Origin of the sequence: Cyclobacterium xiamenense (assembly GCF_900109255.1) — a bacterium.
Lineage (GTDB): Bacteria > Bacteroidota > Bacteroidia > Cytophagales > Cyclobacteriaceae > Cyclobacterium > Cyclobacterium xiamenense.
Window position 1 is genome coordinate 28235 of sequence record NZ_FNZH01000008.1, and the last position, 24556, is coordinate 52790.

22 protein-coding genes and 1 pseudogene are annotated in these 24556 nt (G+C 50.3%); 10 read left to right on the top strand and 13 right to left on the bottom strand.

What is annotated here, in order from left to right; translation table 11 throughout:
• Positions 1–7 precede the first annotated feature (7 nt).
• The 3 genes from BMW71_RS19160 (at position 8) to BMW71_RS19170 (ending at position 2257) form a co-directional block, all read left to right on the top strand.
• Positions 8–448, top strand: a complete 441-nt coding sequence (locus tag BMW71_RS19160) for a GNAT family N-acetyltransferase (RefSeq protein WP_092177713.1) — start codon at positions 8–10, stop codon at positions 446–448.
• Position 449: 1 nt separating this feature from the next.
• Complete coding sequence (locus BMW71_RS19165) at positions 450–1520, top strand: alanine racemase (protein WP_092177715.1); 1071 nt, start codon at positions 450–452, stop codon at positions 1518–1520.
• Between the two features lie 140 nt (positions 1521–1660).
• On the top strand, positions 1661–2257 hold the full coding sequence (locus BMW71_RS19170) for a porin family protein (protein WP_244891231.1): 597 nt from the start codon (positions 1661–1663) through the stop codon (positions 2255–2257).
• Positions 2258–2277: 20 nt separating this feature from the next.
• Here BMW71_RS19170 and BMW71_RS19175 read toward each other — a convergent pair whose 3' ends face one another.
• The 3 genes from BMW71_RS19175 to BMW71_RS19185 form a co-directional block, all read right to left on the bottom strand.
• The gene (locus BMW71_RS19175; protein ID WP_092177717.1) at positions 2278–3159 is read right to left on the bottom strand and encodes a carbohydrate kinase family protein; all 882 of its coding nucleotides are present in this window, start codon (positions 3157–3159) and stop codon (positions 2278–2280) included.
• Positions 3152–4495, bottom strand: coding sequence for a sugar porter family MFS transporter (locus BMW71_RS19180; RefSeq protein WP_092177719.1), 1344 nt, complete (start codon positions 4493–4495; stop codon positions 3152–3154). The genes BMW71_RS19175 and BMW71_RS19180 overlap by 8 nt, the downstream gene beginning before the upstream one ends.
• A gap of 127 nt (positions 4496–4622) precedes the next feature.
• Positions 4623–5312 (bottom strand): hypothetical protein, encoded by a 690-nt coding sequence (locus BMW71_RS19185; protein WP_092177721.1) that lies wholly within the window; start codon positions 5310–5312, stop codon positions 4623–4625.
• A 238-nt stretch (positions 5313–5550) separates the two neighbouring features.
• Here BMW71_RS19185 and moeB point away from each other — a divergent pair, with 238 nt between their 5' ends.
• Positions 5551–6696, top strand: coding sequence for a molybdopterin-synthase adenylyltransferase MoeB (gene moeB, locus BMW71_RS19190; protein ID WP_244891232.1), 1146 nt, complete (start codon positions 5551–5553; stop codon positions 6694–6696).
• 38 nt (positions 6697–6734) lie between these two features.
• Here moeB and BMW71_RS19195 read toward each other — a convergent pair whose 3' ends face one another.
• On the bottom strand, positions 6735–7241 hold the full coding sequence (locus tag BMW71_RS19195) for a DUF4494 domain-containing protein (RefSeq protein WP_092177723.1): 507 nt from the start codon (positions 7239–7241) through the stop codon (positions 6735–6737).
• Positions 7242–7449: 208 nt separating this feature from the next.
• On the opposite strand from BMW71_RS19195, the gene BMW71_RS19200 reads away from it, so the two are divergent.
• A complete protein-coding gene (locus tag BMW71_RS19200) occupies positions 7450–8928 on the top strand; it encodes an SLC13 family permease (protein ID WP_092177725.1) in 1479 nt (492 codons plus the stop codon).
• Positions 8929–9063: 135 nt separating this feature from the next.
• Here BMW71_RS19200 and BMW71_RS19205 read toward each other — a convergent pair whose 3' ends face one another.
• Complete coding sequence (locus BMW71_RS19205; protein WP_092177727.1) at positions 9064–9864, bottom strand: tRNA pseudouridine synthase A; 801 nt, start codon at positions 9862–9864, stop codon at positions 9064–9066.
• A 288-nt stretch (positions 9865–10152) separates the two neighbouring features.
• On the opposite strand from BMW71_RS19205, the gene BMW71_RS19210 reads away from it, so the two are divergent.
• Positions 10153–11655: a glycoside hydrolase family 32 protein gene (locus BMW71_RS19210; RefSeq protein WP_092177729.1), complete on the top strand. Its 1503-nt coding sequence runs from the start codon at positions 10153–10155 to the stop codon at positions 11653–11655.
• Between the two features lie 452 nt (positions 11656–12107).
• On the opposite strand, the pseudogene BMW71_RS23935 reads toward BMW71_RS19210, so the two are convergent.
• Positions 12108–12650, bottom strand: a pseudogene (locus BMW71_RS23935) (plasmid pRiA4b ORF-3 family protein).
• A 225-nt stretch (positions 12651–12875) separates the two neighbouring features.
• Between BMW71_RS23935 and BMW71_RS19230 the strand changes: the two are divergent.
• Entirely contained in the window at positions 12876–13055 is a 180-nt protein-coding gene (locus BMW71_RS19230) for a hypothetical protein (RefSeq protein WP_143057696.1), read from the top strand.
• Here BMW71_RS19230 and BMW71_RS19235 read toward each other — a convergent pair.
• From BMW71_RS19235 to BMW71_RS19245, 3 genes are read right to left on the bottom strand one after another with little or no spacing between them, the layout of a single operon-like run.
• Positions 13052–14395, bottom strand: coding sequence for an enolase C-terminal domain-like protein (locus BMW71_RS19235; protein ID WP_092177739.1), 1344 nt, complete (start codon positions 14393–14395; stop codon positions 13052–13054). The genes BMW71_RS19230 and BMW71_RS19235 overlap by 4 nt on opposite strands.
• A gap of 48 nt (positions 14396–14443) precedes the next feature.
• Entirely contained in the window at positions 14444–15709 is a 1266-nt protein-coding gene (gene dgoD / locus BMW71_RS19240; RefSeq protein WP_092177741.1) for a galactonate dehydratase, read from the bottom strand.
• A 45-nt stretch (positions 15710–15754) separates the two neighbouring features.
• Complete coding sequence (locus BMW71_RS19245; RefSeq protein ID WP_092177743.1) at positions 15755–16993, bottom strand: mandelate racemase/muconate lactonizing enzyme family protein; 1239 nt, start codon at positions 16991–16993, stop codon at positions 15755–15757.
• A 384-nt stretch (positions 16994–17377) separates the two neighbouring features.
• Between BMW71_RS19245 and BMW71_RS19250 the strand changes: the two genes are divergently transcribed.
• The 3 genes from BMW71_RS19250 (at position 17378) to BMW71_RS19260 (ending at position 20497) form a co-directional block, all read left to right on the top strand.
• Entirely contained in the window at positions 17378–18640 is a 1263-nt protein-coding gene (locus BMW71_RS19250; RefSeq protein WP_092177745.1) for a serpin family protein, read from the top strand.
• A 171-nt stretch (positions 18641–18811) separates the two neighbouring features.
• A complete protein-coding gene (locus BMW71_RS19255) occupies positions 18812–19096 on the top strand; it encodes a hypothetical protein (protein WP_143057697.1) in 285 nt (94 codons plus the stop codon).
• A 150-nt stretch (positions 19097–19246) separates the two neighbouring features.
• A complete protein-coding gene (locus tag BMW71_RS19260; RefSeq protein ID WP_092177749.1) occupies positions 19247–20497 on the top strand; it encodes a serpin family protein in 1251 nt (416 codons plus the stop codon).
• A gap of 12 nt (positions 20498–20509) precedes the next feature.
• Here the strand turns inward: BMW71_RS19260 and BMW71_RS19265 are convergent, their stop codons facing one another.
• The 4 genes from BMW71_RS19265 to BMW71_RS23590 all read right to left on the bottom strand — a co-directional run bounded on the left by BMW71_RS19265 (position 20510) and on the right by BMW71_RS23590 (position 24467).
• Positions 20510–22015, bottom strand: coding sequence for a sulfatase (locus BMW71_RS19265; protein WP_092177751.1), 1506 nt, complete (start codon positions 22013–22015; stop codon positions 20510–20512).
• 199 nt (positions 22016–22214) lie between these two features.
• Complete coding sequence (fdhA, locus tag BMW71_RS19270; protein WP_092177753.1) at positions 22215–23405, bottom strand: formaldehyde dehydrogenase, glutathione-independent; 1191 nt, start codon at positions 23403–23405, stop codon at positions 22215–22217.
• Between the two features lie 389 nt (positions 23406–23794).
• Positions 23795–24190 (bottom strand): DoxX family protein, encoded by a 396-nt coding sequence (locus tag BMW71_RS19275; protein ID WP_092177755.1) that lies wholly within the window; start codon positions 24188–24190, stop codon positions 23795–23797.
• A 61-nt stretch (positions 24191–24251) separates the two neighbouring features.
• Positions 24252–24467 carry a hypothetical protein gene (locus tag BMW71_RS23590; RefSeq protein WP_143057698.1) on the bottom strand — a complete coding sequence of 72 codons (216 nt, stop codon included), beginning with the start codon at positions 24465–24467 and terminating at the stop codon, positions 24252–24254.
• Positions 24468–24556 lie beyond the last annotated feature (89 nt).

The following is a 24556-nucleotide window of genomic DNA, read 5'->3' on the forward strand; positions in this document are numbered from 1 at the left end:
TCGCTACATGTCTACTATAGAAACACTTTCGCCCATTGATCAGGCAACGCATCCACAAAAACTTGAAATAGCCGACTTTTTATTTCAACACCTGGAGCAGTACGGAGATCCGAAGGAGCATATTCTTCGTTGTCTCGACTACGCGCTGGATCAGGCGGGCGACAAGGGAGGTTTTGTCGTAATGGCCAGGGAAGCGGGGAAGATTGTAGGTACGGTCGTGGTCAACAAGACCGGTATGTCCGGTTATATCCCAGAGAATATTTTGGTATACATCGCAGTCGATGCATCCCAACGGGGAAAGGGATTGGGAAAAAAACTCATGTCTACCGCTATCGGTATGGCAGAGGGTGACATCGCTCTCCACGTAGAACCCGATAATCCGGCCAAAATTTTGTACGAAAAGCTCGGGTTTACGAGCAAGTACCTGGAAATGAGATTAAAAAAATAACATGGCATTCTTAAACCTTTATCGCGATAAACTACGAGGAAATTTTGAATTTCTGAAAAAAGAATTTGAAGCAAACGAGGTATCCTGGGGCGTGGTCTCAAAAATCCTTTGCGGTAACCGCATGTACATCAAAGAATTGATAGACATGGGAGCCGACGAAATACACGATTCCCGCATTAGCAACCTGGCTAAGGTAAAGGAAATCAATCCCAACGTGCAAACGGTGTACATCAAGCCCCCCTCCAAAAGAAACCTGGCCGACATGGTCAGGTATGCCGATGTAAGCCTGAATAGCGAACTGAATACCATCCGATGGATTAGCGAGGAGGCGGTCAATCAGGACAAAAAGCACAAAATCATCATCATGGTGGAGACCGGAGACCTCCGGGAAGGAGTCATGGGAGACCACCTCATTGATTTTTATGCCAAGGTGTTTGAATTGCCCAATCTTGAAATCATTGGCTTGGGGACCAATTTGAACTGCCTCAATGGCGTCATGCCCTCTGCCGACAAATTGATTCAGCTTTCGCTGTACAAGCAAATTATTGAATTGAAATTCAATAAAAAAATACCCTGGGTTTCTGCGGGTACTTCGGTGACCATTCCACTAATGCTGCACAAGCAATTACCCAAGGGAGTGAATCATTTCCGCATAGGTGAGACCCTTTATTTTGGTGTGGATCTTTTCGAAGAGAAGACGATTGACGGAATGAACCCGGACGTGTTTGAGTTGTTTGCAGAGATCATTGAGATGCAGGAAAAACCACTGTTGCCTTCGGGGATGTTGGCAACAAACCCTCAGGGTGAAATAGCGGATATCGATGAATCCCTGTATGGGAAATCATCCTTCCGGGCGATTCTGGATCTGGGATTGCTGGACGTGGATCCAAAATACCTGATCGCCGATGACGGGGAGTTTGAAATCTTAGGAGCCAGTTCGGATATGCTCATCATTAACCTGGGGGAAAACCCCGAGGGCTATAAAGTGGGTGATCTGGTCAAATTCCGACTCAAATACATGGGTGCCCTGGCCATCCTTAATTCCAGCTATATCGAAAAACGCGTGGTTTGACGCGAAGGCTTTTTGGTGGTTTTCCGACAGAACGGGGAAGCATCTATCGGAACAAGCGTGGGAGCATCGGTTTGGAGCGTATTACTTTTTGGCACAAAATTGGTTTCATAGTTAGTTGTAAAACCAATAAAAAACGCACCATGAGAAAAGTAGTAATGGCAATCACCGCATGTGTTTTTTTCCTGCAGACGCCAGTGATGGCCCAGGACGGGGAGAGAGAACCTGGCTTTGGCCTACGGGGTGGAGTCAGTTTTTTTAATTGGGGAGGACAGGATATCAGCAGTACCGGGTACACCAACCGTACCGGGTTTCATGCCGGGATTTACGGGAACAGCTTTGTCGGAGAGCGTTTTTCTGTGGAGCCAGGTATTTATTATGCCGTGAAAGGTACGCAAAACGACGACCTCGTTAACTCCCGGGCTGTGTTAAATTACCTGGATGCGCCTTTGCTTTTTCGTCTCTATGCAACGGATGCAGTAAACCTGTTTTTCGGGCCGCAGGCGTCGCTGCTATTGGACTCCTCCTTCGAAGCAGACGCCTTGGGCAATACCTACGACTGGGAGACCGATACCATAAGTGATTTTGATGCGGCAGTGGTAGTCGGACTGGGATACAATCCCTCATCCGGGTTGAATTTTCAGGTAGGATACGATTTTGGGCTGGTTCCTGTTTTTAAGGATTCGGATGCAGACGTGTTTAACAGGGGCTTTAAGGTAGCTGTCGGAATCAGCTTTTAAGTAACAATACAGCGAAGGGCTCAGAGCTGTTGGATGCGTTGGATGTCTCCCCATGTGTATTGGGGAGTACCGCCCGGATAGGTAGCTACCAATGCGCCCAGGGCGCAGGCGAAATCCAATACCTTTTCGGGAGATTCGTTGGCAAGGTATCGGGATACAAAGCCTGCCAAAAACGCGTCTCCTGCCCCTACTGTATCGTTCACGGTCACCGGGTATCCTGGATGGCTGATGATTTCCCCGTCCTGATAGAGGGCCGCTCCCTTGCTACCTAGCGTAATGCAAATGAGTTCAAAACCGAAAAGCTCGCTTACTTTCTCCAGCGCTGCTTCCATGCTACTTGGAAGATCGTAGAAATCGGCCAATAAGGTGAGTTCGTCCTCGTTGATTTTCAGGATGTCTGCTTTGGTTAAAAACTGTTCGATCAAATCGGCGGAATAGTAGGGGCTCCGCAGGTTAATGTCAACGATTTTGAGTACCGGTGTTTCCAGTAATTTATCAAGCGTTGCTTTGCTTACCTCGTGTCTGGCAGCCAGAGTTCCAAAAATAAAGGCGTCTGCGTTTTTGACCGTTTTTTCCATCGTTTCGGACCATTGAATGTGATCCCAGGCAGCTGGTTTGACGATATCGTAGCGTATGTTTTCTTTATCCTGATCGTTGACCCGCACGGTTCCTGTCGGGATTTCCGGATCGACCTGGATGAAGGTATCCGAAAGCCCAAACCCTTTTACGAATGCCAGTAATTTCTTACCCAGTTTGTCATCGCCGATTCTCGAAATCATTTCCACCTCCATGCCCAGGTGCTGCAGATGCAAGGCTACGTTCATCGGTGCCCCACCTGCAATACTCTCTTTTGGAAAGATATCCCATAGCATTTCTCCGTAGCAAACAATTTTTTTAGGCATTTTCTTTACTGAATTCTTGTTGAATTTCTTCCAGAGAGCGGCCCTTGGTTTCCGGCATTTTGAAATGTACCCAGGCGAGTTGCAGTACCATCATCAAAGCGAAAAATCCAAATATCACCACTGCTCCGAATTGATTGGCAAAGAAGGGGAAGACGTTGGCAATAATCGCTGCCAGTATCCAGTGAGTAAAGCAGCCGATCGATTGGCCATAAGCGCGAATTTCATTTGGAAAAATCTCCGAGATAAATACCCAGATCACCGCACCCTGACCGATCGCATGAGAGGCGATAAACATGAAAACAAATATGGGCAGAAAGCTGCTGCTTATCTGCCCGCCGGAAAAGGAATACGCAATTAATACCAGCGATACGATGTACCCAAACGACCCGATGTACATCAGTTTCTTTCGACCAATTCGGTCAATTAGAAACAATCCCAGCATGGTGGCGACCATGTTTACCGCACCGATACCCACCGTGGACAACAAGGCACTTTCCGCACTGATACCTGCCATTTCAAACACCCGGGGCGCAAAATAAATGATCGCATTGATGCCGGAGAGCTGATTGAATAGTGCAATAAACACGGCCAATAAGGTGATTCGAATGTATTTGGCGTGAAACAGGGCCGAAAAACTTACGGTAACTTTGCTTAATTTTTTTTCTTCCAGGGCCAGTCGTATCGCTTCCGATACCCCCTCCGGATCGGTGCGCTTCAAAATACGTTCTGCATTTTCGAAATCGTCTCGTTTTGCAATCAACCAGCGGGGGCTAAGCGGAACCTTGAGTACCAGTAGGGTGTAAATCAACGCTGGAATGGCTTCTACCCCCAGCATCCAGCGCCAGCTCTCGACGTCAATGCTACGTCCGATCAGGTAATTGGAAAAATAGGCGACCAGAATACCGAAAACCAAATTAAACTGAAACAGGGCCACCAGCTGTCCGCGGTTTTTTGCGGGAGAGATTTCACTGATATACATGGGGGCTACCACCGAAGAAGCGCCAACGCCAATGCCTCCAATAAAGCGAAACACCATAAATGAATAGACCTCTGGTGCCAATGCGGATCCCACAGCCGACACAAAGTACAAGATGCCGATTCCTATCAGGGATGACTTTCGTCCATACCGGTCTGCCGGTATCCCACCAAACAGGGCCCCAATGACAGTACCGTAAAGCGCAATGGCTACCGCCATACCGTGACTCCAATCGCTTAGGTTCCACACTTCCTGAATTTGCCTTTCGGCACCCGAGATAACCGCGGTGTCAAAACCGAATAAAAATCCTCCCAAAGCCGCAACAACGGAAAGAAACAAGACATAACTGTTGATTTTCATAAAGTAATCGCTAAGAACAAGAACTTTTAAATCTAAACAGATATGTGCTTTTTAAAAAGTTTATCTGAAAATTATCTAAAAATTACGTACGAATCACGCGTGGCGATGATCAGGTCCCTGGGAATCCTTATTTGCCTATAAAAATCCGGTAGTAAAACTGAAATTGCATGAGCATGTCTGACTTGAATCGTTTTTGCTGCTGGTCATTGCCATCCAATTCGGAAAAAGGGCTGATCATCAGCGTAGCTTCCAGGCCGATGTCTGCATCCGATTTAAGATCCTTGTAGATACCTATCCGTACGGGAATATAAACGCCAGAGTCGGAAGCAGGGTAGGTTTCCGTTCTCCGGCGGGGATCGCCAAGGATCAATCGTTCGTCGGTGCGTTGGGAATAAAAATAGCCCAACCCTAATCCTGCGTATACCTTGATCAAGGAGGGAAGGTACCCACTCTCGTTGGGATTGATGTGGTAAATAGGCATTACGTCTGCAAAAAAGACGTTTCCTCTGAACGCATGCGGTAAATTCGCTTCAGCGATCTCGTCAATTTGTTCCATTGAATAGAAATCCCCACTGTTGACCAGTTGCCATCCGGCGGTGGCTTTCACATCGAAATGCGTTTCTAACCTTTTGCTGTAATCAACGGAAATAACGGGAAGCACTTTAAATTTAAACTGGCTGTGAACGCCGGTATTGTCGCCATACATTTTGGCTGGTCCGACACCAATTCCCAGTCGGTCTGTGCGGTCATCCTGGCCAAATGTAGGAAATGAAAAAAAGACGAAGAGGCTTAGAAAAATTAATGAAACTCTTTTCATTCGTTTAATCGGTTTAACGTGCAAGTTAATAAAATCACATCAATGTATAAAAGAATATGCATTTGAAACCAAAAAAATGATTTTTTGGTTTGCCTTTTCTTGAAAATTTCGGTAAACCTTGGTCAACAAACATCGCAGCTGACTGTGGGACCGATAAAAAGTGTCTTTGGTCCGATACACGGCTGGTGTATTGAGATAGCCAGGAAAAGTAGCTAACTTTGAAATGAATCTGCAGCTTATGATGAACGACCGTGTTTTTTCCGATGGGGAAATTGAGCACTACAGCCGGCAATTTGCCTTGCCTCAGTTTGGGCCGGAGGCACAGGAAAAACTTAAAAATGCCCGCGTGTTGGTGGTAGGCTCTGGTGGCTTGGGTAGCCCGCTGCTGTTGTACCTGGCTGCTGCAGGGGTAGGCCGAATCGGAATCGTTGACTTCGATCGCGTGGATGCTTCCAATTTGCACCGACAGGTGATTTTTGACAGCGATCAGATCGGAAAACCCAAAGTTTTGGCAGCGAAAAATCGGCTGGAACGGATCAATCCCTACATTCGGATTCTTACGTACGAGGAGCGCCTTACGTCTGCAAATGCGCTGCACCTTATTGCGCAATACGACGTGGTGGCAGACGGCACGGACAATTTCCCCACCCGGTACCTGGTAAACGACGCCTGCGTGTTGGCAGGAAAGCCCAATGTGTACGGTTCGGTGTACCAATTTGAAGGTCAGGTCGCGGTGTTTAATTTCCGCGATAAATCGGGCGGTATTGGTCCCAATTACCGGGATATCTATCCAAGCCCACCGCCGGCAGGATTGGTGCCCAATTGTGCGGAGAGCGGCATTCTCGGCGTGCTTCCCGGTATCATTGGCAGCATGCAAGCCTTGGAAGTAATCAAGGTAATCACCGGAATCGGCGAGGTGCTGAGCGGGAAGATGGCGCTCTTTGATGCCCTGGGGTTTAGCAGTCGGGTATTTGTGGTCAAAAGAAGGCCCGATAACCCCCTGAATGGAGATCGCCCCACCCAAAAAAGCCTGATCGATTACCAGGCTTTTTGCGGGCTGGATCAACTAGCAGAAAGCAAGGGGATCTCTGTGGAAAAGTTTCACGAACTGGAATTAAGTACCGAGCCGTACCAGCTTATCGATGTACGCGAGCCGTATGAATACCAACGTGTCAACATCGGTGGACTTTCCCTTCCACTTTCCCGTTTGGAAGAAGTGGTCGGACAAATAGACCGGGACAAAAAGGTGGTCGTGCATTGTGAAATGGGCTCCCGAAGCGCGCGCGCCATTCAACTGCTGGAGAAGAAACATGGATTTACAAACCTGATTAACCTGAGGGGAGGCATCCAGGCCTACCTGGCCAACTATCCCGCCAGCCGGTAGAAAAAAGAGTGTTGCGGAAAGAGGCAACTATCCCAGCCCTATTGATCGTCCCCCTCGGTACGCGTTTGCTCCAAGGGCTTGAAATTATCCGGAATGGCAGGATTAAGTTCCTCATCGTCTTTTTCGTAGGGAAAAATCTCCACAATGGGGCTTTCGCTTACTTCCGGCACGTTGAAACTAACGAGCATGTTGTTTAGGCTTTCATAGATGCGCTCGTAGGCCTCCTTTACATGGTGTGCCGTGACCAGCATGTACTGGGTTACTTTTTTCTCTTTGCCGCTGTCGGCATCCGCTACGATATAGGTGATTTTGCATTTGTGCCACACGTCTACATCCTCGTAAAAAAACACATCCACGATATTGCTTTTGCCAATGCTGGTGACCTGAAAATCGCCCCGAATCACGCTGCCCAGCATGTCGTAAATCCGGGCCTCAGCTTCCGTAAAGGAAACGGCATCTACCAGGTACTGTTCGGATACATTTTTGAGCAGCCCCTGCTCGTTCTCTTTGGCATACTTCACTTTACACAAAAACCAGGTTCTCATAATTCGATTGCTTCTCCGTTTCTTTCAAAGGACGAAGGTAAACCGAAATACCTAAAACAAAAAAAGCTTTTTTATTTCTGTTTCGGCTGAGGGAGGCAGACCGGGGAGTTGGATTTCTGTCAGGGCCGAATTTGCTGAACCTAGGTGCGGTAGTTCTTGAAAATTCGCCTTATTTTTAGGCCGTTCCAATCTGCCGCAATGTCCTGCTATGAATAAATCCAAGTCCGTCCGGGAAGTATCGACTACCAGCAATGTGGGTCTTTTTTTGGGTCCGGTTTTGTTTGCCTTGATCATGGGAAGCGAGTCTTTTGGTGCAGGCGAGCTGGGGGATGCCGGCCGGGTGCTGGCGCTGGCGGTATGGATGCTCTGCTGGTGGGTGACCGAGGCGGTACCTATTCCCGTCACGGCCTTATTGCCGATGATTCTGCTCCCTCTCTTAGGGATTTTCAGCATGAGCGAAGCAACCGCACCCTATTCCAACCCGGTGATTTACCTGTTTATGGGTGGGTTTATCATTGCCCTGGCCATGGAGCGAAACAAGCTTCACCTGCGCATTGCCCTCAACCTGATTAGAATTACCGGTACCCGGCCGGATGGCATTATCCTGGGCTTTTTTCTGGCTACCATGTTTCTAAGCATGTGGATCAGCAATACTGCTACTGCCGTCATGATGTTGCCCATTGCGCTTTCGATTTTGCAGTTGATGCAGGCTACCAATCCGGGCTTGGAGCGTAAAAAGGGCTTTCGCAATTTCGCCTTCGCCTTGATGCTGGGGATTGCCTATGCCGCCAATATCGGTGGGGTCATCACCATTATCGGCACGCCTCCAAACGTGGTTTTGGTGGGATACATGCAGGAACTGTACGGGGTTTCCCTGGATTTCAGTCGATGGCTATTGGTGGGCTTGCCGATAGGTTTGGTCATGGGTGCGCTGATGTACCTGTTTCTGGTGAAAGTGGCCTACCCAAACCGGCTGGGGCCTATCGCCGGATCGGCGGAAATGATCCAAGACCAGTTGGATACCCTCGGACCGATTCGCAGTGCGGAGATTCGTACCACCGGGGTGCTGGTGTTTACGGCGCTCCTATGGATATTCCGAAATCCCTTGAATAACGTACTTCCCAACCCCTTCCTAAATGATACCATCATTGCCATGGTGGGTGGGCTGTTGGTTTTTTTAATCCCCGCAACGCGTCTGCAAGGAAGGAAGTTGCTGGATTGGAAGAGCATGGAGCGGCTTCCCTGGGGAATTTTACTGCTTTTCGGCGGAGGGATGTCCCTGGCAAAAGGCATGGAAGTAGTAGGAATCATTCAGGAGATTGGGAGCTATATCTCCGAAAATCAGTGGTTTTCGGTCGCTTTGCTGGTTTTGGCATTAACGGCCGTTTCCTTATTTCTGACCGAGGTCATGAGTAACGTAGCCCTGGTAACCATTTTCCTACCCGTGGTGATGGGTATTGCCGATGGACTGGGAGCGTCGGTGTTGGTTTTTGCCATCCCGGTGACCATGGCCAGCAGTTTTGCTTTTATGCTACCCATTTCCACCCCACCCAATGCCATTCTTTTTTCCAGTGGATACATTGGCATAAAAGACATGATGAAAGCGGGAGTCGTACTGAATTTCCTGGCAATTCTGCTGCTATGGGCTGCGGCCTACAGCTTGATCTCCTGGGTATACATGCCCTAAAAAAGTCATTTCCATGGAATACTACCATCCTGACAGGTAGGGGCCGGGCACAACCGCCATGCAATGGGCAGGCTTTTTTTTTGCAACAAGGCCGGTGATTAGCAAGCTCCTCGCTGCTAGGCATTTGCTCTCGGATTATTCGCCATCCAGACTTCCGTTTCGAAACTCCAGGTCTTCCAGCACCAGTCCGGCGGCAGGAGCCTTTGGTCCCAACAGACTTGCTACTCTTCCGAGTAGTGCAGATTCCAGTATTTCCAGGCTCATTTCTCGGGTACCAAGTAGGAAAAGGGAAGCAGCCATTCGCCGCACCTGATGCATTAAAAACCCCTTGCTCCGCACCCGAAAAACAAAGGTATTTTCTGGTGTCAGTGGAACCAGGGAATGGTTCGCCGAAAGGATGGCCGCATACGCAATTTCCCGTTGAAAGTCATCGGTATTTTTCCCCGGACTACAAAACCTGCGGAAATCGTGCCTGCCTTCAAAAAGAGCAGCTCCCTGCGCCATCAGCGATAGATCCAGGGTTTTTCCCGCATATGCCACCGTGCCGGTCTGAAATGGGTGGGGCTTCTCACCGAAAAAGAAATAATACCCGTATTGTTTGCAGGAGACGTCCTGAATGATGTTAAAGGAAGCAGGGACTTCCCGACAGCTGAGCAGGCGAATATCCGGCGGGAGGTTTTCGTTCGCCTCCTGCAGCAGGGTGGAGGGATCGGATGGCTGCCGCAGAAACAGCTCAAAGGCCCCGTTGAGGCAAGACACCCCGCTATCTGTGCGGCTGGCTCCCAGCAAGGTAAAATCCTCGTGCCCGAGCAGGTAGCGAAAGGTACGTTGGAGTGTACCCTGAATGGTTTTCACTCCTTTCTGAACCTGCCAGCCATGGTAGCGAAGGCCCAGGTATTGGATGCGGAAGAGGTAGGTATAGGGCCGGCTTTGCATGGTACAAAGCTAGGGCATGGAGACAACGCGTGCAAGTAATGACGAGGCGTTGGTTGCTGGCTTGGGGGCGTTGTATTGGTTTCAATTTTCGTTATCCTCCTTGTGTTTACAGATTTGCGCATTAACTTTAGTAACTTGCCTCAGTTTTAGATTTTGGTCGGCGTAGTACATTTTCTTGCCTTTTACGGAGGTAGATCCCGAAGGAAAGTTGACCTTAGCTAGAACGTAGCACCGGAAAAACCGCATTTCATTTGCTATTTGCGAAAAAAAGCAAAAAAATCATCGACAATGCATAGAAAAATAAACACCGTCCTCTACGTACTGTTCGTATCCGTACTGGCGCTATCCGTGGGCTGTTCTCCGGCCCCTTCGGAAAAGAGCGCCGAGCCGGACGGCCGGTTTGATGAACCGTTTCGACCCCAGTACCACTTTAGCCCACCGTCCCAATGGATGAATGACCCCAACGGGATGGTTTATCACGCGGGAGAATACCACCTGTTTTACCAGCACTATCCCGACAGCAACGTCTGGGGCCCCATGCATTGGGGACATGCGGTATCCAAAGACCTGGTGCATTGGGAGCACTTGCCCATTGCCATTGCCCCGGATAGCCTGGGTTGGATATTTTCCGGGTCAGCTGTCCTTGACGAAACGAATAGCAGCGGCCTTGGCACCGCAGATAACCCGCCCCTTGTCGCCATTTATACCTACCACGATCCCGTAGGGGCCGAAGCAGGGAGGGAAGACTACCAAACTCAGGGGATAGCCTATAGCACCGATGGAGGACGGAACTGGACCAAATATGCGGGCAATCCGGTTTTGGAAAACCCGGGAATACGGGATTTTAGAGACCCGAAGGTTGCCTGGATAGGGGAGCGGTGGATCATGTCGTTGGCGGTAAAGGACCGCATCCGTTTCTATTCTTCCGACAACTTGCTGGAATGGACCTACGAAAGCGATTTTCAACCCGAATGGGCTGCCTATGGAGGCGTCTGGGAATGTCCGGACCTCTTCCCCTTGACTACCCCGGAGGGGGAGGAAAAATGGATTCTCTTCGTCAGCATCAATCCAGGCGGGCCGAATGGCGGCTCTGCCACCCAGTATTTCGTCGGCGATTTTGACGGATCCACCTTCACCAGCGAAAGCGATCAGGTGAAATGGCTGGACTACGGGGCAGATAACTACGCCGGCGTAACCTGGTCAAACGTGCCCAAATCGGACGGAAGGAGGTTATTCATCGGGTGGATGAGCAATTGGACCTATGCCAATGTGGTACCGACCGAAAACTGGCGTTCGGCGAATACCCTTCCCCGGGAGCTAGCGCTGGTCCGGCAGGGGGAAACCTATCGGGTGCGCTCTAGTCCAGTGGCCGAATTAGAAAAACTCCGAAAATCCAGTAGCACAAAGGAAGGGGATTCCTGGGCTATTGACGCCGAGCTTGCGGAGTTGCTGCTTTTTCCCGAAGCGGGAGACTTCAGCCTGGAGCTGAGCAACGATGCCGGGGAACGGATCATTCTGGCAAAAAAGGGCGATCAACTCACCTTCGATCGCAGCCAATCTGGAGTTACTGGTTTCAGCGAGGCCTTTACTGCCCTGCATACGGCTCCGCTTCATGGAATGGAAGTAACCGAGTTGCGGGTATTTCTGGACCGTTCTTCGGTGGAGATTTTTGTGAATCAGGGCGCATTGGTACTGTCGGAAATTGTTTTCCCGGAACAGCCCTATTCCCGGATACGGTTGACCGGATTTAAAAGCAGTCACCAGGTACACGAACTGGCTAGCATCTGGTAAGTTGCTGGTATTCGGTACCCGGGTCCCACAAAATGCTGGATAAGGATATTTTTGTGGGATTTCGTTTTTTGTGCTGGAATGGAGTGATTGGAGGAATTGGCTTTGAAGGCAGAGGCTTGCCTCGCCTGCGGAATTCTCTTCGGTAAAGCGAAAGGGAGGGTTTGGCAGCTTTTGAATATCCTTTCCCTGCGGAAAGGTTGGAAAAAAAGGAGTATACGGATCGGTCCTTCGGTCAAATACCTCGCTAGAGCGCCGCATCGGTTTGTTTTTGGGACCCGGTCCTAATCCCTGTAGCGTGCGATTAAGGGCGTATTCCCTCCCTTCAAAAAAGTCCACCCAGCCCTCTGCAAACGATTGGCCCGTATCCCGGCTCCACTCCCTCGAATGAAAATAGGCCCTTAGCGTTTCGTTTATTGGAGTGATGGACACCTTTTCCAGTTCATAGGGCGTTTTCATATCCAGTCCCAGCCACTCTCGATAGGAGCGGTATTCCGGATGTTTTTGTTATCGATTGCATCACAAAAATCCTGGTACCCCCAGGCACCGCCTACATCTTCTGGAGGACACTTTCCATAGGCGTCCATGCAAATGGGAATCCCCTTGAATTCAATTAGATCCTGCTTTGTCGGCTTTAAGAAGCTGATCTTATGCCACCAGTCGTCCCCGAAATCGTACCAGTACCACAGGTTTTTCCTGCCAATCCGTTCCATGTATTCTCACTTCAGTAGAAGCCTGTGAGTTTCGTATTCATAGGGTAGTGGTTCCTCGTACGATTCAAATGCGCCAAAGCTGGCAATCAGTTTCGGCCGCTGCCGGGTATCCATAATTTGGAACAAGTGACTGAACGTCCAGCCCATTGCAAGTTGAAGAACAGCGTGCAGTTGCATCATATTGATATAGTCGGGGACCAATAGTTTTCTGTACACCCCATGAGGCATGTTCTCAAGCTGAATGCCCAGTTTAATGGGGTTTAGTTGAATGTGTGAGGAAGACATAGATTTATAGAGTTACTGAACCGAAGCGCTCCGCAAGTGAGCCGGCAATTCGAAATGTTGAAAAAAATTTGAAAAGGTGTATCATACGAGCGGGTTGTTTTTGGAAATTTTTCGGACAAGGCCAATACCTCAAGTGCAAATCGCTTAAGCAGCTCCCTAATATCGATTTTGTAGTTGACCCAATTGCTGTTTTCCATCCTAATTGGATTTAAGATTGAAGAAAGAATGATTGAATCGATTGAAGAAAATAGATTGATAAAGATTGAAAAATGGCCAATCTCCCATCAATCTCCCTTTCAATCTCCCTTCAACCTGACGCCTGAGCCCGTCGAAGACCAATCTCCCTTCAACCTGACGCCTGAGCCCGTCGAAGGCCAATTTCCCTTTCAATCTCTATCAATCTAAGGCCGGATAATCGTCCCGTCAAACTTTCGTACAGTCCAGTTGGAACGGGTATGCATGGGGTATTTTTTGGCCAGGTCCTCGTTGATGTCCACACCCAGGCCCGGAGCTTCGTTTACCCACATGTAGCCGTCTTTCATGATCGGCGAACCAGGGAAGATTTCCCGGGACAGCTCGGAAATACGCGCCGCTTCTTGAATGCCAAAATTCCATACCGCCAGGTCAATGTGCGCATTGGCGGCGTGCCCTACGGGTGATACATCCCCTGGGCCATGCCAAGCGGTTTTTATTCCGTAAAATTCTCCCAGCCGCGCTACTTTCATGGCCGGACTGATGCCTCCGATTTGGGAGATGTGGATGCGGATGTAATCAAACATCCGATTGGTAATGGGCTCCTTAAATTCGTTGATATTGTTAAAGAGTTCGCCCATGGCCAACGGAACCGTGGTGGCTTCCCGAAGGGCCTGAAACCATTCCATCTGCTCTGGAGAAAAGGGGTCCTCGATAAAAAACGGATGGTAGGGCTCCGTACTTTTCACCACCCGTATGGCATCCATGGGTTCCAGTCGCTCGTGAATATCGTGCAGCAATTCCACCTCTTCTCCACATTGCCGGCGCACGGTCTCAAAAAGCTTTGGCACACCCCGAATGTATTTTCCCTGGTCCATGTATTGATCCGTTTCCCTCCCGTAGCCTTGTTTTTTGAAGTCCGGTTCTCCGGTAAGGGCGGTTCCGCCGTAGCCTCCCTGCTGTATGCGCACGTACCGGTAGCCTTCTTCCATGTATCCGGATACCTGATCCGCTGCGGCCTCCGGGGTGTTGCCGCTGGCATGGGTGTAGCATGGAACCGCAAAGCGGCATTTTCCACCCAATAGCTGGTACACGGGCATATTGGCCCGCTTGCCCTTGATGTCCCAAAGTGCCTGGTCCAGTCCGCTGATGGCGTTGTTCAGGACGGGCCCGTTGCGCCAGTAGGAACTCACAAAGGCGGATTGCCACATGTCTTCGATGGTGTCCACGTCTTTTCCCACACAGAAGTCCTGTAAGTATTTTTCGATGGCCGTGATTACAGCAAAGGCTCGTTGGGTGAAGGTGGCGCAGCCCAATCCATACAGGCCTGGTTCGGAGGTCTCTACTTTGACCACGATGAGATTTGATCCGCTGGGAGCCGTTCCGATCGCCCTCACGTTCGTGATTTTTAATGGGGGAAGCCCGTTTAGCGAGGTGGGTGTTGCGTTTTCGTTTCGTGCATGTGCAAGGGGATGCACGCCTAATAGTCCGGCAGCAGCCCCCAGTCCCAGTCCTTTAAGTAGGTTTCTTCGTGTTGTGTTTTTTGGTCTCATGATCTGATTGGGTTTGTTTCGTTCGTTATAGCCTTTTGTCCTTCGTACTTACCAATCCACCACTGATCCATCCCGGGGATCGTAGGTTTCGGGGTTGGTCCAGTCGTGTCCAATTTTATCCGCCAGCGCCGCTTCGTCCAGTTCGATGCCCAGTCCGGGACCTTCCGGCAGCAATACGGTGCCGTCGGCTTCCAGCCGGAAGGGTTTTTTCAGGTAACCTTCTCCCAGAGACACCTGTTCCTGCACCAAAAAGTTGGGGATGCTGGCGGCCAGCTGAAGGCCACAGGCCAGGGAAATGGGGCCCATGGGGTTATGAGGAGCGATGGCGGCGTAGTAGGCCTCAGCCATTCCGGCGATCAACCGACCTTCGGTCAGGCCACCTGCATGACACAGGTCCGGTTGTAAAATGCTCGCGGCACCCTTTTCCAGCAATTCCCGAAATCCCCATTTGGTAAAGATCCGTTCGCCGGTGGCGATGGGCAGGTGTGTGCTTCGGGCAATGTCTACCAGAACGTCCACATTTTGGGCCTGGCAGGGCTCTTCGATAAACATGGGTTGATAGGGCTCCAGGGCCTTGATCAATACTTTGGCGGTCTGTGGAGAAATGGCCCCGTGAAAATCAATGCCTATGTCCATTTCCGGGCCGCCGGCTTCCCTCAGCGCGGCAAAGTTCTCCACCGCGTAGTCGATAAAGGCCGGGTTTTCTACCATCCGGGCAGGCTGTTTTTTGGCTACCCCGGTTTTGATGACCGTGTAGCCTTCGGCCTTGCGTTTCTTCATGTCTTCGGCATTGCTGGCCCTACCGTATATCCGCACCCGGTCCCGGGTGGGGCCACCGAATAGTTCGTAGACAGGAATTCCCAGCAATTTCCCCTTGATATCCCAAAGGGCCTGGTCAATGCCGCTAAGGGCCGAAGTAAGAATGGGTCCGCCGCGGTAAAACGCATGCCGGTAGATGGCCTGCCAGTGATGCACCACCCGACGCGGGTCTTTTCCGATCAGGTAGGGCTCAATTTCCTTGATGGCGGTCTGAATGCTCAGTGCCCGTCCCTCCAGCAAAGGTTCTCCCAGCCCGGTGACACCGGCGTCGGTGTGAATTTTTAGAAATATCCATCGGGGTTTGACCAGAAAGGTTTCCAATTTGGTTATCCGCACCTCGTTTTTTCGCAAGGCTTGAGGAGCGGGCTGTTGGGCGTAGGAGGAAAGGGGAAGCATCAGACTGGTTCCTGCCAGTCCCAGTACCGACTGTATGGCTGCCCTGCGGGATAAAGCCCGGCTGCCGTTCGTGCTGTTTTTTTTGGGTTGGGATTTCATGCGAGGGGTTCTTTTTGGGTAGATGGGTTTTGGAAGGTACCGGGATTACCAGTTATGGATGGCTCCATCCGGACTTTTCAGGAAGGGATGAGTAAATTCCGTGTTTTTGGTTACCTCAAACAGGAAGTCTGCCTTCTCCGGATCAAAAGTGACCCCCAATCCTGGTCTGTCATTGAGGTGTACCTTTCCATCTCTGAAATCGATAAAATCTTCGTTGAAGTAGGCGGGTTTTTCCGGTTCTCCACCGGCAAGTTCAATCATGCAGCGGGTAGGGCTGGAGGAGCCCAGCACGTGCACCAGCGCTGCGGTAGAAAGCGGGCCGGTAAAGTGGGGGATGATACCCACGTAATGGGTTTCGCCAATGGCGATGATTTTTTTCAGTTCCGAAATCCCACCGGTATTGGGAAGGGTCACCCGGCTATAGTCAATCAGGTGGTTTTCCATCAATACATTGCTGTCCCATCGGTCGCCAAACTGTTCGCCCACAGCAATGGGCACCTTGGTTTGATTTCGTATGGTTCGGTATACTTCCGGGTTTTCCGATCGGATGATATCTTCCACAAAATAGGGCTCCAATTCTTCCAGGGCATCGCAGATTTTGATGGCTTCCGGGGTATCAAACCGGGTGTGCAGGTCCACTGCCCAGTTGCCGTTGCCGCCTACTGCCTTGTCCAACTGTTCACAGAGGGCAATGGTTTTTTTGCTGTGTTCGTAAAAATCAAAGGGCATGTCTCCGTTTCCTCCCGTAGGACCGATGCGGTAGCACCTGAGGCCCGCTTCCAGGCAGTCCAGCGCCCTGCCTTCCATGGTATTGGCAGTGGATTTCCGAAAGCCGGTGGCGTAGCATTCCACGTAATTCCGGGTCTTGCCGCCCAGCAGTTCGTAGACAGGAACATCCAGGGCCTTGCCTTTCAGGTCCCATAGGGCCATTTCAATGGCACCCAGCCCGTGCAGTTTTTCTTTTCCGGGTGGATAAAACATGCCCCGGTACAGGTACTGCCAGAGGTGTTCGATGCGGAAGGGATCTTCTCCGATCAGCATCTCGGCGCATTGCCGCACCATGTCCGGGGTACCTCCTTCTCCAATCCCGATCAATCCCGAGTCGGTTTCTACTTCAACGATACCTCTAGCCTGATTAAATAGCGGTTTGTTATAGCCGGGAGCGGCGTAGTAGCGGATTTTTTTGATTTTATATTCGGAGCGTGCCTGGGATACCAAGGGAAGGCCAGACAAGGCGGCCATGGTTCCCAGGGAACCCAGTTTTAAAAACTGTCTTCGTTGCATGGGTTATATGGGTAATCGGCGATAAAATTTTCTATAATCTTCTAATAAATCCTGAAAAAAGCAAATGCCATGTGGTGAAAAGAAGGGATACCTTCGAATCAAATTTCCAGACTGTACTAGCCGGTAAGGCCAATAGGCGCCTGGATATACCTTCAGTTAAAGAGGAATCTAAACCCCAGAGAAGGTTGAAGCAGGGCAATGCCTGCCCGTTTGGGGAGCAGCACCAACTCGCCTTGATCGGTGCAAGAGGCACTTTTTTTGGTGAGAAAGTCCATTGGCTCCGAGCCCACCCGACTGACTTTTAGCTGCGGAAAAAATGTATCCGGACATGTAGCGTTTGAAGCCTTTTTTACGTACGGTCAGTAAATAAAAAACCAAACCTGTATGAAAAAGCAACATTACTTGATCGGTGTTTTGTGCGCAACTTTCGCGCTGAGCGCTTGTGATTGGACCGGTGGTGGCGAAGAGGAACCCGCAGTACCCAACCTCCGGGCGCTGCAGGCAGCAGAGCAGGAAATGGTCCTGTCCAGTTCTCGCTTTGCGATGGACCTGTTCCATCAGCTTCAGCAATCCGAAGACGTGAATCAGTTTTACAGCCCCTACAGCATCCATCAGGCCCTTTCCATGGCCATGAACGGCAACGAAGGAGAGGTGTTGGAGGAGTTCGCCCGGGTCTTGCGCTACGAAGGCATGACCTTGGAACAGGCCAACGAGGCGGCCCGATCCCTAACCAAATTTTTACTGGAACTGGACCCGAAAGTCCGGCTGTCCATTGCCAATGCCATTTGGTACAAGCAGGGTTTTGACGTTCATCCGGAGTTTGAAGAAACGGTTCGCAATAACTTTGGCGCAGAAGTGGCCGGTTTGGATATGGGTAATCCTCAATCGGTCAACGTGATCAACGATTGGATCGAAACCAATACCGAAGGGCTTATTAAGGACATGCTGGACAAGATTTCTCCCCTTGCGGCCATGTACCTGGTCAATGCCATTTATTTTAAGGCCGATTGGAAATACCGCTTCCATGCTTCCAATACCGAAAAAGCTCCGTTTTATATCAACCCCCAGCAAGAAGTGCAGGTAGACATGATGCAGATGGAAGAGCCGGCCACCTTTCGGTATTTTAGCAACGGGGATTTGGACTACCTCGAGATCCCCTACAGCACGGGACAGTACAGCATGGGTGTGATTACGTCGGATGAATTTGATTTGGACGAAAAGCTCCGGGAGTTTTCCTACGAGGATCTGGAAAATTGGCGGGAGCAGGCGTATGAAGCCAATTTTATTCTACAGCTACCCAAGTTCAAGATGCGCTATAAAATGGAAGAAATGAAGGAAGACCTGATAGCCATGGGCCTGAAGAAACCATTTGATAGCAGTCCGATGAACTTTACCCGATTGTTTTCGCATCCCACCGAACCCAAGTTTATCAGCCGGGTGATTCACGACGCGTTGATCGAGGTGGACGAGCGGGGAAGTGAAGCGGCGGCGGCCACGGTGGTAGAAATAGAGTTTACCTCTGTTGGTCCGCCGCGCCAACCAAACGTCTTTCGTCTGGACAAGCCCTTTGTTTTCTTAATCCAGGACAAGCACAGCGGTGCCATTCTTTTTATGGGAAAACTGGGCGATCCTTCCCTGCTGAATTAAATCAGGGATTAACTTAAATGCTGAGATCATAGAGTTGGCCTGATAGTATTTTTAAAGCTGGGCCAAATCATTCAGGGTTGGTGGTAAAGGGTTATCTACCAAACTTAACATAGGTCAATGCAGGGATCAATGGGCATCCTTTATTTTGTATCCAACTAAATGGATGACAAAATGATGCATTTTAAATTTACTACCGGAAAGTTACCTTATTGGCCAGCTATCAGTACTATCCTTTGGGTTTTGGTCCTCTTTTCTTTGGGTACGGGAATTTACGATTGGTTCTTCCACCAACGGCACCTGGATTGGTACGAGCAGCTTGACTTTATCATGCTCAACGGGTTGACGGATGCAGTAGGATTTTTTTTGGTTTGGTTAGTTTTAAGGTGGATGGCTGAAAAACTGATGCATAAATCCATCGAATTAACCGTTAAGCCTTCGGAGTCTGAGGAGCATTAGGCCTTTCAAATAAATTATGTCTTCGTGATACCTGCAGCCCATTTATACCTTCCAGCTAAAAAATGACCATGAATGTTACTTTTTCCGGTAAGCATTGTAGCACATGGGGTTCGTTTTGCGTCTGGGGAATAACCGAAACCGGATGTTATCATGAAAAATTACTGCTTTCTTTTCGCTTCGCTTTGCGGGTTTTTTTGGTCCTGTAATGGGATAACTGGAGAAGATGAACCACTGAAACCCAGGACTCGGACCCTTCAACTGGCAGAGAATTCTCTGGTTAACAGCAGTGCTGCTTTTGCAATGGACCTCTTTCAGCAGCTACAAAGCAGGGAGGGGCCCAACCAATTTTTCAGTCCGTACAGCATTCACCTGGCACTTGCCATGGCTATGAACGGAAATGAGGGGGAGACGTTAGAGCAATTCAGGCAAGTACTCCATTTTGAGGGTATGGACATGGAGGAGGCAAATAAGGCGGCCGGAACGCTTACCCGATTTTTGATGGAATTGGACCCAAAGGTCCGTTTATCCATAGCCAATGCCATTTGGTACAAGCAAGGTTATGACCTTGACGAAGGGTTTGCCAGCAGGCTGCGTGAAGCTTATGATGCCGAATTGGCTGCCCTGGACATGGCCAATCCCCAGGCGGTCGATATCATCAACAAATGGATTGAAAATAATACGGAAGGACTGATCCGGGATATGTTGGATCAGGTTCCGGCCAGTGCGGTCATGTACCTGGTCAACGCCATCTACTTCAAGGCAGACTGGAAGTACCGGTTCGATGAGAGGCTAACGAAAAAAGCTCCATTCACCACCTTCGATGGGACTGAGGTGCAGGTCGATATGATGCAATTGGCGGAGGCCACTACCCTAAAATTTCGGAGGGAAAATGGGATGGATTACCTGGAAATCCCCTACAGCACCGGGCAGTATAGCCTGGGGATTTTGACATCGGATGAAGGATTGCAAGAAAAGCTGGAAGGGCTGGACCTGGAATCGTTGGAGCAGTTCCGCGAAGAGGCCGAGGAAATGAATTTTCTGCTGCACATGCCAAAATTTAGCATGCGCTACAAAGTGGATAACCTGAAGGAAGACCTGATAAGCATGGGGCTTACCCTTCCATTTCAAAACCATCCAGGTAATTTTACCCGTCTGTTTGCCAATACTACCGGTCCCTTGACGATAAGTCGGGTAATCCACGAGGCCCTGATCGAAGTGGACGAAAAAGGAAGCGAAGCTGCAGCCGCTACCATCGTGGAGATTGTAGAGACCAGTGCTCCTGGGGTACCCTCTTTTTCAGAATATAAGCTGGATAAACCTTTTGTGTTTTTTATTCAGGAAAACCACAGCGGTGTCGTCCTTTTTATGGGCAAATTGGGTGACCCTTCCCTATTGGATTGAATCCCGACCCGTTTATAGCCCGGAGAAAAAGTCAGTTCTTTCCCGCTCAGCCGCTTCTAGTTTTTTCTTCAGGTCCGCGACAAGTTGCGGGTGGTCCTCCCGGATGTTTTGATAGGGCATGGGTTGCTCCCGGTTATCGAACAGATTGATTTCCAGGGTGTCGCCACTGGCTTTATCGATCCATACCATCAATCGGTGGTCGCGGGTTCGTGCCGTTTTCCCACGTACCCCCCAGGCATCCCGTTCTCCTACTACGAACTCCTTGAGCGGGGCTTCCGGGTTATCCAAAGCAGCTTTGAAACTTGTCCCTTCCAGGTGGTCGGGGGCTGTAATCCCGCAGAGTTCGGCAAGTGTGGGGAAAATATCCACGGTCTCCACCAGGCCCTGCGCAGGCACGCCGGGTTGCTTCATTCGTGGCTGCCGGACGACGAGTGGACTGTTGAGGGCGATATCGAAATTGGTGTGTTTGCCCCAGATGCCGTAATCACCCAGGTGCCAGCCATGGTCTCCCCACAAAACCACAAGGGTGTTTTCATCGAGCCCCAGTCGGGTCAATTCATCGAGGACTTTACCGATCTGTGCATCGACGTAGCTGACCGCAGCCAGGTAGCCGTGTTTGAGGGTATTTCCCCGCTCCGGTGTGATTTCCCAGCCAAGGGTATCGCCGGGCCAGGTGTAGGTTCCCCGCGGTTCGTAGCTGTCTCGTCCGTAGTGCAGGCTTAGGCCGGAGGCGATATTTTCTGGCATGTTCGGATACTGGGAGGTGGGGATGCTTTCCGGATCGTACAAGTCCCAATAGTGTTTGGGAGCATTAAAGGGGAGGTGGGGTTTATAGAATCCCACAGCCAGAAAAAACGTGGAATCCTTGAGTTGCCGCAATTGCTGGATGGCTGCTGCGGCGTTGTGCCCATCTGCGTAGCCCTCATCGACCACCGCCGCCGCTTCAAAGGGGGGCAGGCTGCGGTTGGTTGGCCGGCCGTAATAGCTTGTCCGGGCCTTTCCTCCGGCATAGGAGAAAAAGGCACTCCAGGGTTCCCTCCATTCACCAACAGGAGCATAGGATTCATCCCAACTGTAAGGCACTTCGTGCAGGGTTTGTAGGGAATCCATCACCCCACCGGGCTGGTGGGAAATCTTACCGATACCGACAGTGCGGTACCCGTTTTCTTTAAAGAGTTGAGGCAGGGAAAAAATACCGGTTGGTTTCGTTCCGGATTCCCGGATGGTTTTGAAAATGTCCCAATCGGTGGTCCGTGTGCCCGAAAGCAGGGTGGACCGGGACGGCCCGCATGCGGCCGCATGGACAAAGTGATTGAAAAATACCCGTCCTTCTCCTGCCAGTTTATCGATATTCGGTGTATGCACGTAATCAACGCCGTAACAACCCAGTTCCGGACGTAAGTCGTCTACCGCAATAAACAGCACATTGAGCTTTTCATTTTTTGCCTCCCGATTTTCACAAGCAAAAAAAGCGAGTGCAACTAGTGGCAGGCCGGTTAGGAGTAATCGTATTTTCATAAGTTCCTGTCAGTCGATTTTCGTGCTAAAATAAAGAAATTCGGTTACAATTTACCCGAAAGCACAGCACATGGGCCTGATCCGCTGCTCATTCCGTTCGAAAATCAGGCTCGAAAAAATCGTATGAATTGGGGCAATTCTGTTTCTTTAAAACTAAAAAAAACCTACCAGGCCCAATACGGCCCGGTAGGCGATCGGATCAATTAGGGATTAATCCATGGGGATCGATAACAAATTTTTTGGCGGCACCTCCATCAAAGTCCTTGTATCCCTGCACGGATTCCTGCAAGGATATCACCTGTACGTTTACTGCCTTGGCGATCTGCACCTTATCGTAAAGAATGGCCTGCATCAGTTGCCGGTGGTATTTCATCACGGGGCATTGTCCGGTATGAAAGGAGTGCGATTTTGCCCAGCCGAGACCGAGGCGAATACTCAAACTTCCTTTTTTGGCAGCGGCATCGATGCCTCCCGGGTCTCCGGTCACATAAAGGCCGGGAATGCCAATGCTTCCGCCGGCACGGGTAATGTCCATCACGGAATTCAGTACGGTGGCTGGTGCTTCTTTATCGGCATCTGCTCCATGGCCTTTTGCTTCAAATCCCACGCAATCCACGGCGCAGTCCACTTCGGGTACACCTACGATTTCGGCGATGGCATCAGGCAATGGGGTTTTGTTCCTCAGGTCGATGGTTTCGCAACCAAAGCTTTTGGCCTGAGCCAGGCGTTCGGGAATCATATCGCCTACAATCACCACGGCGGCGCCAAGCAAATGACAGGAAGCCGCGCAGGCCAGTCCGACCGGTCCTGCACCTGCCACGTAGACAATGGATCCGGGCCCTACGCCAGCGGTCACCGCGCCGTGATAACCGGTTGGGAAAATATCGGAGAGCAGGGTCAGATCGCGTATCTTTTCCATGGCCTGGTCCTTATCCGGAAACTTCAGCAGGTTGAAATCGGCGTAGGGGACCATTACGTATTCCGATTGGCCGCCAACCCAGCCACCCATGTCTACGTACCCGTAGGCAGCGCCCGGTCGGGCGGGATTTACGTTTAGGCAAATACCTGTTTTTCCTTCCTTGCAATTGCGGCAGCGGCCGCAGGCGATGTTGAAGGGCACCGATACCAGGTCGCCTACTTTAATGAATTCTACGTCCCTTCCAGCTTCGATCACGAGTCCGGTAATTTCATGGCCCAGAATCAGGCCTTCCGGGGCGGTGGTCCTGCCCCGTACCATGTGCTGGTCGCTTCCGCAAATGTTGGTAGAGACGATTTTTAGGATGACCCCGTGATGGCATTTGCGGTCTCCGAGGGCCAATTTTGGATAATCGATTTCCCGGACCTCTACTTTCCCGGGTTCTACATAGGCTACTCCGTGATTCTTACACATGTGTTTTTGGTTTATTTTGGGTAATGGATTTTTAAGGTGCTTTTTTTCAGACTGGCTGAAATTTTAAACAATCGAATTAATGTAACCAATTATTTTGTCAAAGGCAATTAACTGAAAATTTTGTGATTCAATTGAACGAAAAAACGGATCGCTGTCTCAAGAAAAAATCGGCGGTCGGGTTTTATGGAATGCGCGATTCACTTTTTCTATACACGGAATTTCCGGAAGCGCGATGCGGCGGTGGTTCAGGAAAGGCTGCAGGGAAACCCGGATTGCCCGCATATCTTCCGAAAAGCGGGTTGGGTAAATTAACTGCGGGCAGTCCGGATGGGCAGGGAGGCCCGGAAGTGGTCCTCCCTCGCCTAAGCTTTAATGGAAAGCCCTTTTGGTTAGCTCGTAGCCGCTACTTTCTCCCCATCCACGCTCCAAATGCCCGAGCCTTTGGCAGCGATAAATAGAAAAATAAAGCAGAACAGCAGCGCTTTTTCACCGCCGTTGAGTAAGGGATTCCATCCCTGTGGGGCATGGACCATAAAGAAGGCTACTGCCATCTGCCCACTGGAGATAAAGGCGGCGATACTACCGATCAGGCCGATCATGATGAGAATCCCTCCCACCAATTCCACCACGCCGGCAACGCCCATCATGGAGAACAATTCTTTGGGTTCTTCGCCTCCGGGCCAGCCGATTAATTTCTGAGAACCGTGCATGGCGAAGCTGAATCCCGCCACGATTCGTAACAGGGCATACAATTGGGGGGCAAATTTTCCGAGGTACTTTTCCATAGGTTATATTGTTATTTGGTGTATGAATGAATCAATTTAATAAATAAACAGTAAAATACAATCAATACTGGCGGATTTCCTCCAATCCGCTATCGAAACGTATCAGGCTACTGTGGTTCGCGTACTTCCCCTGGGAAGCCGTTGGTGAATTTTTGGGAAATGAGCCATTTAAGCCCGAAGCAGACTGGTTGCTCTGGCTGAGCCGGGAAAATGGATCAGCCGTCGAAGAGTGATGTACCCGCTCAATGGCAGAATTGCCGGAGAGAAGCGTTTGCATATCAGCCGCATTCGGCACCATCGGCCTCGTCTCGGTAGCAAAAGCATTTTGCGGGATAGTTGGGAATTGCCGGTATTTATTACCTTTTT

Bases quoted from the DNA above. Each gene is read 5' to 3' on its own strand.
- BMW71_RS19160 (WP_092177713.1), top strand. From the start codon at position 8: ATGTCTACTATAGAAACACTTTCGCCCATTGATCAGGCAACGCATCCA.
- BMW71_RS19165 (WP_092177715.1), top strand. From the start codon at position 450: ATGGCATTCTTAAACCTTTATCGCGATAAACTACGAGGAAATTTTGAA.
- BMW71_RS19170 (WP_244891231.1), top strand. From the start codon at position 1,661: ATGAGAAAAGTAGTAATGGCAATCACCGCATGTGTTTTTTTCCTGCAG.
- BMW71_RS19175 (WP_092177717.1), bottom strand. From the start codon at position 3,159: ATGCCTAAAAAAATTGTTTGCTACGGAGAAATGCTATGGGATATCTTT.
- BMW71_RS19180 (WP_092177719.1), bottom strand. From the start codon at position 4,495: ATGAAAATCAACAGTTATGTCTTGTTTCTTTCCGTTGTTGCGGCTTTG.
- BMW71_RS19185 (WP_092177721.1), bottom strand. From the start codon at position 5,312: ATGAAAAGAGTTTCATTAATTTTTCTAAGCCTCTTCGTCTTTTTTTCA.
- moeB (WP_244891232.1), top strand. From the start codon at position 5,551: ATGATGAACGACCGTGTTTTTTCCGATGGGGAAATTGAGCACTACAGC.
- BMW71_RS19195 (WP_092177723.1), bottom strand. From the start codon at position 7,241: ATGAGAACCTGGTTTTTGTGTAAAGTGAAGTATGCCAAAGAGAACGAG.
- BMW71_RS19200 (WP_092177725.1), top strand. From the start codon at position 7,450: ATGAATAAATCCAAGTCCGTCCGGGAAGTATCGACTACCAGCAATGTG.
- BMW71_RS19205 (WP_092177727.1), bottom strand. From the start codon at position 9,864: ATGCAAAGCCGGCCCTATACCTACCTCTTCCGCATCCAATACCTGGGC.
- BMW71_RS19210 (WP_092177729.1), top strand. From the start codon at position 10,153: ATGCATAGAAAAATAAACACCGTCCTCTACGTACTGTTCGTATCCGTA.
- BMW71_RS19230 (WP_143057696.1), top strand. From the start codon at position 12,876: ATGATTGAATCGATTGAAGAAAATAGATTGATAAAGATTGAAAAATGG.
- BMW71_RS19235 (WP_092177739.1), bottom strand. From the start codon at position 14,395: ATGAGACCAAAAAACACAACACGAAGAAACCTACTTAAAGGACTGGGA.
- dgoD (WP_092177741.1), bottom strand. From the start codon at position 15,709: ATGAAATCCCAACCCAAAAAAAACAGCACGAACGGCAGCCGGGCTTTA.
- BMW71_RS19245 (WP_092177743.1), bottom strand. From the start codon at position 16,993: ATGCAACGAAGACAGTTTTTAAAACTGGGTTCCCTGGGAACCATGGCC.
- BMW71_RS19250 (WP_092177745.1), top strand. From the start codon at position 17,378: ATGAAAAAGCAACATTACTTGATCGGTGTTTTGTGCGCAACTTTCGCG.
- BMW71_RS19255 (WP_143057697.1), top strand. From the start codon at position 18,812: ATGATGCATTTTAAATTTACTACCGGAAAGTTACCTTATTGGCCAGCT.
- BMW71_RS19260 (WP_092177749.1), top strand. From the start codon at position 19,247: ATGAAAAATTACTGCTTTCTTTTCGCTTCGCTTTGCGGGTTTTTTTGG.
- BMW71_RS19265 (WP_092177751.1), bottom strand. From the start codon at position 22,015: ATGAAAATACGATTACTCCTAACCGGCCTGCCACTAGTTGCACTCGCT.
- fdhA (WP_092177753.1), bottom strand. From the start codon at position 23,405: ATGTGTAAGAATCACGGAGTAGCCTATGTAGAACCCGGGAAAGTAGAG.
- BMW71_RS19275 (WP_092177755.1), bottom strand. From the start codon at position 24,190: ATGGAAAAGTACCTCGGAAAATTTGCCCCCCAATTGTATGCCCTGTTA.
- BMW71_RS23590 (WP_143057698.1), bottom strand. From the start codon at position 24,467: ATGCAAACGCTTCTCTCCGGCAATTCTGCCATTGAGCGGGTACATCAC.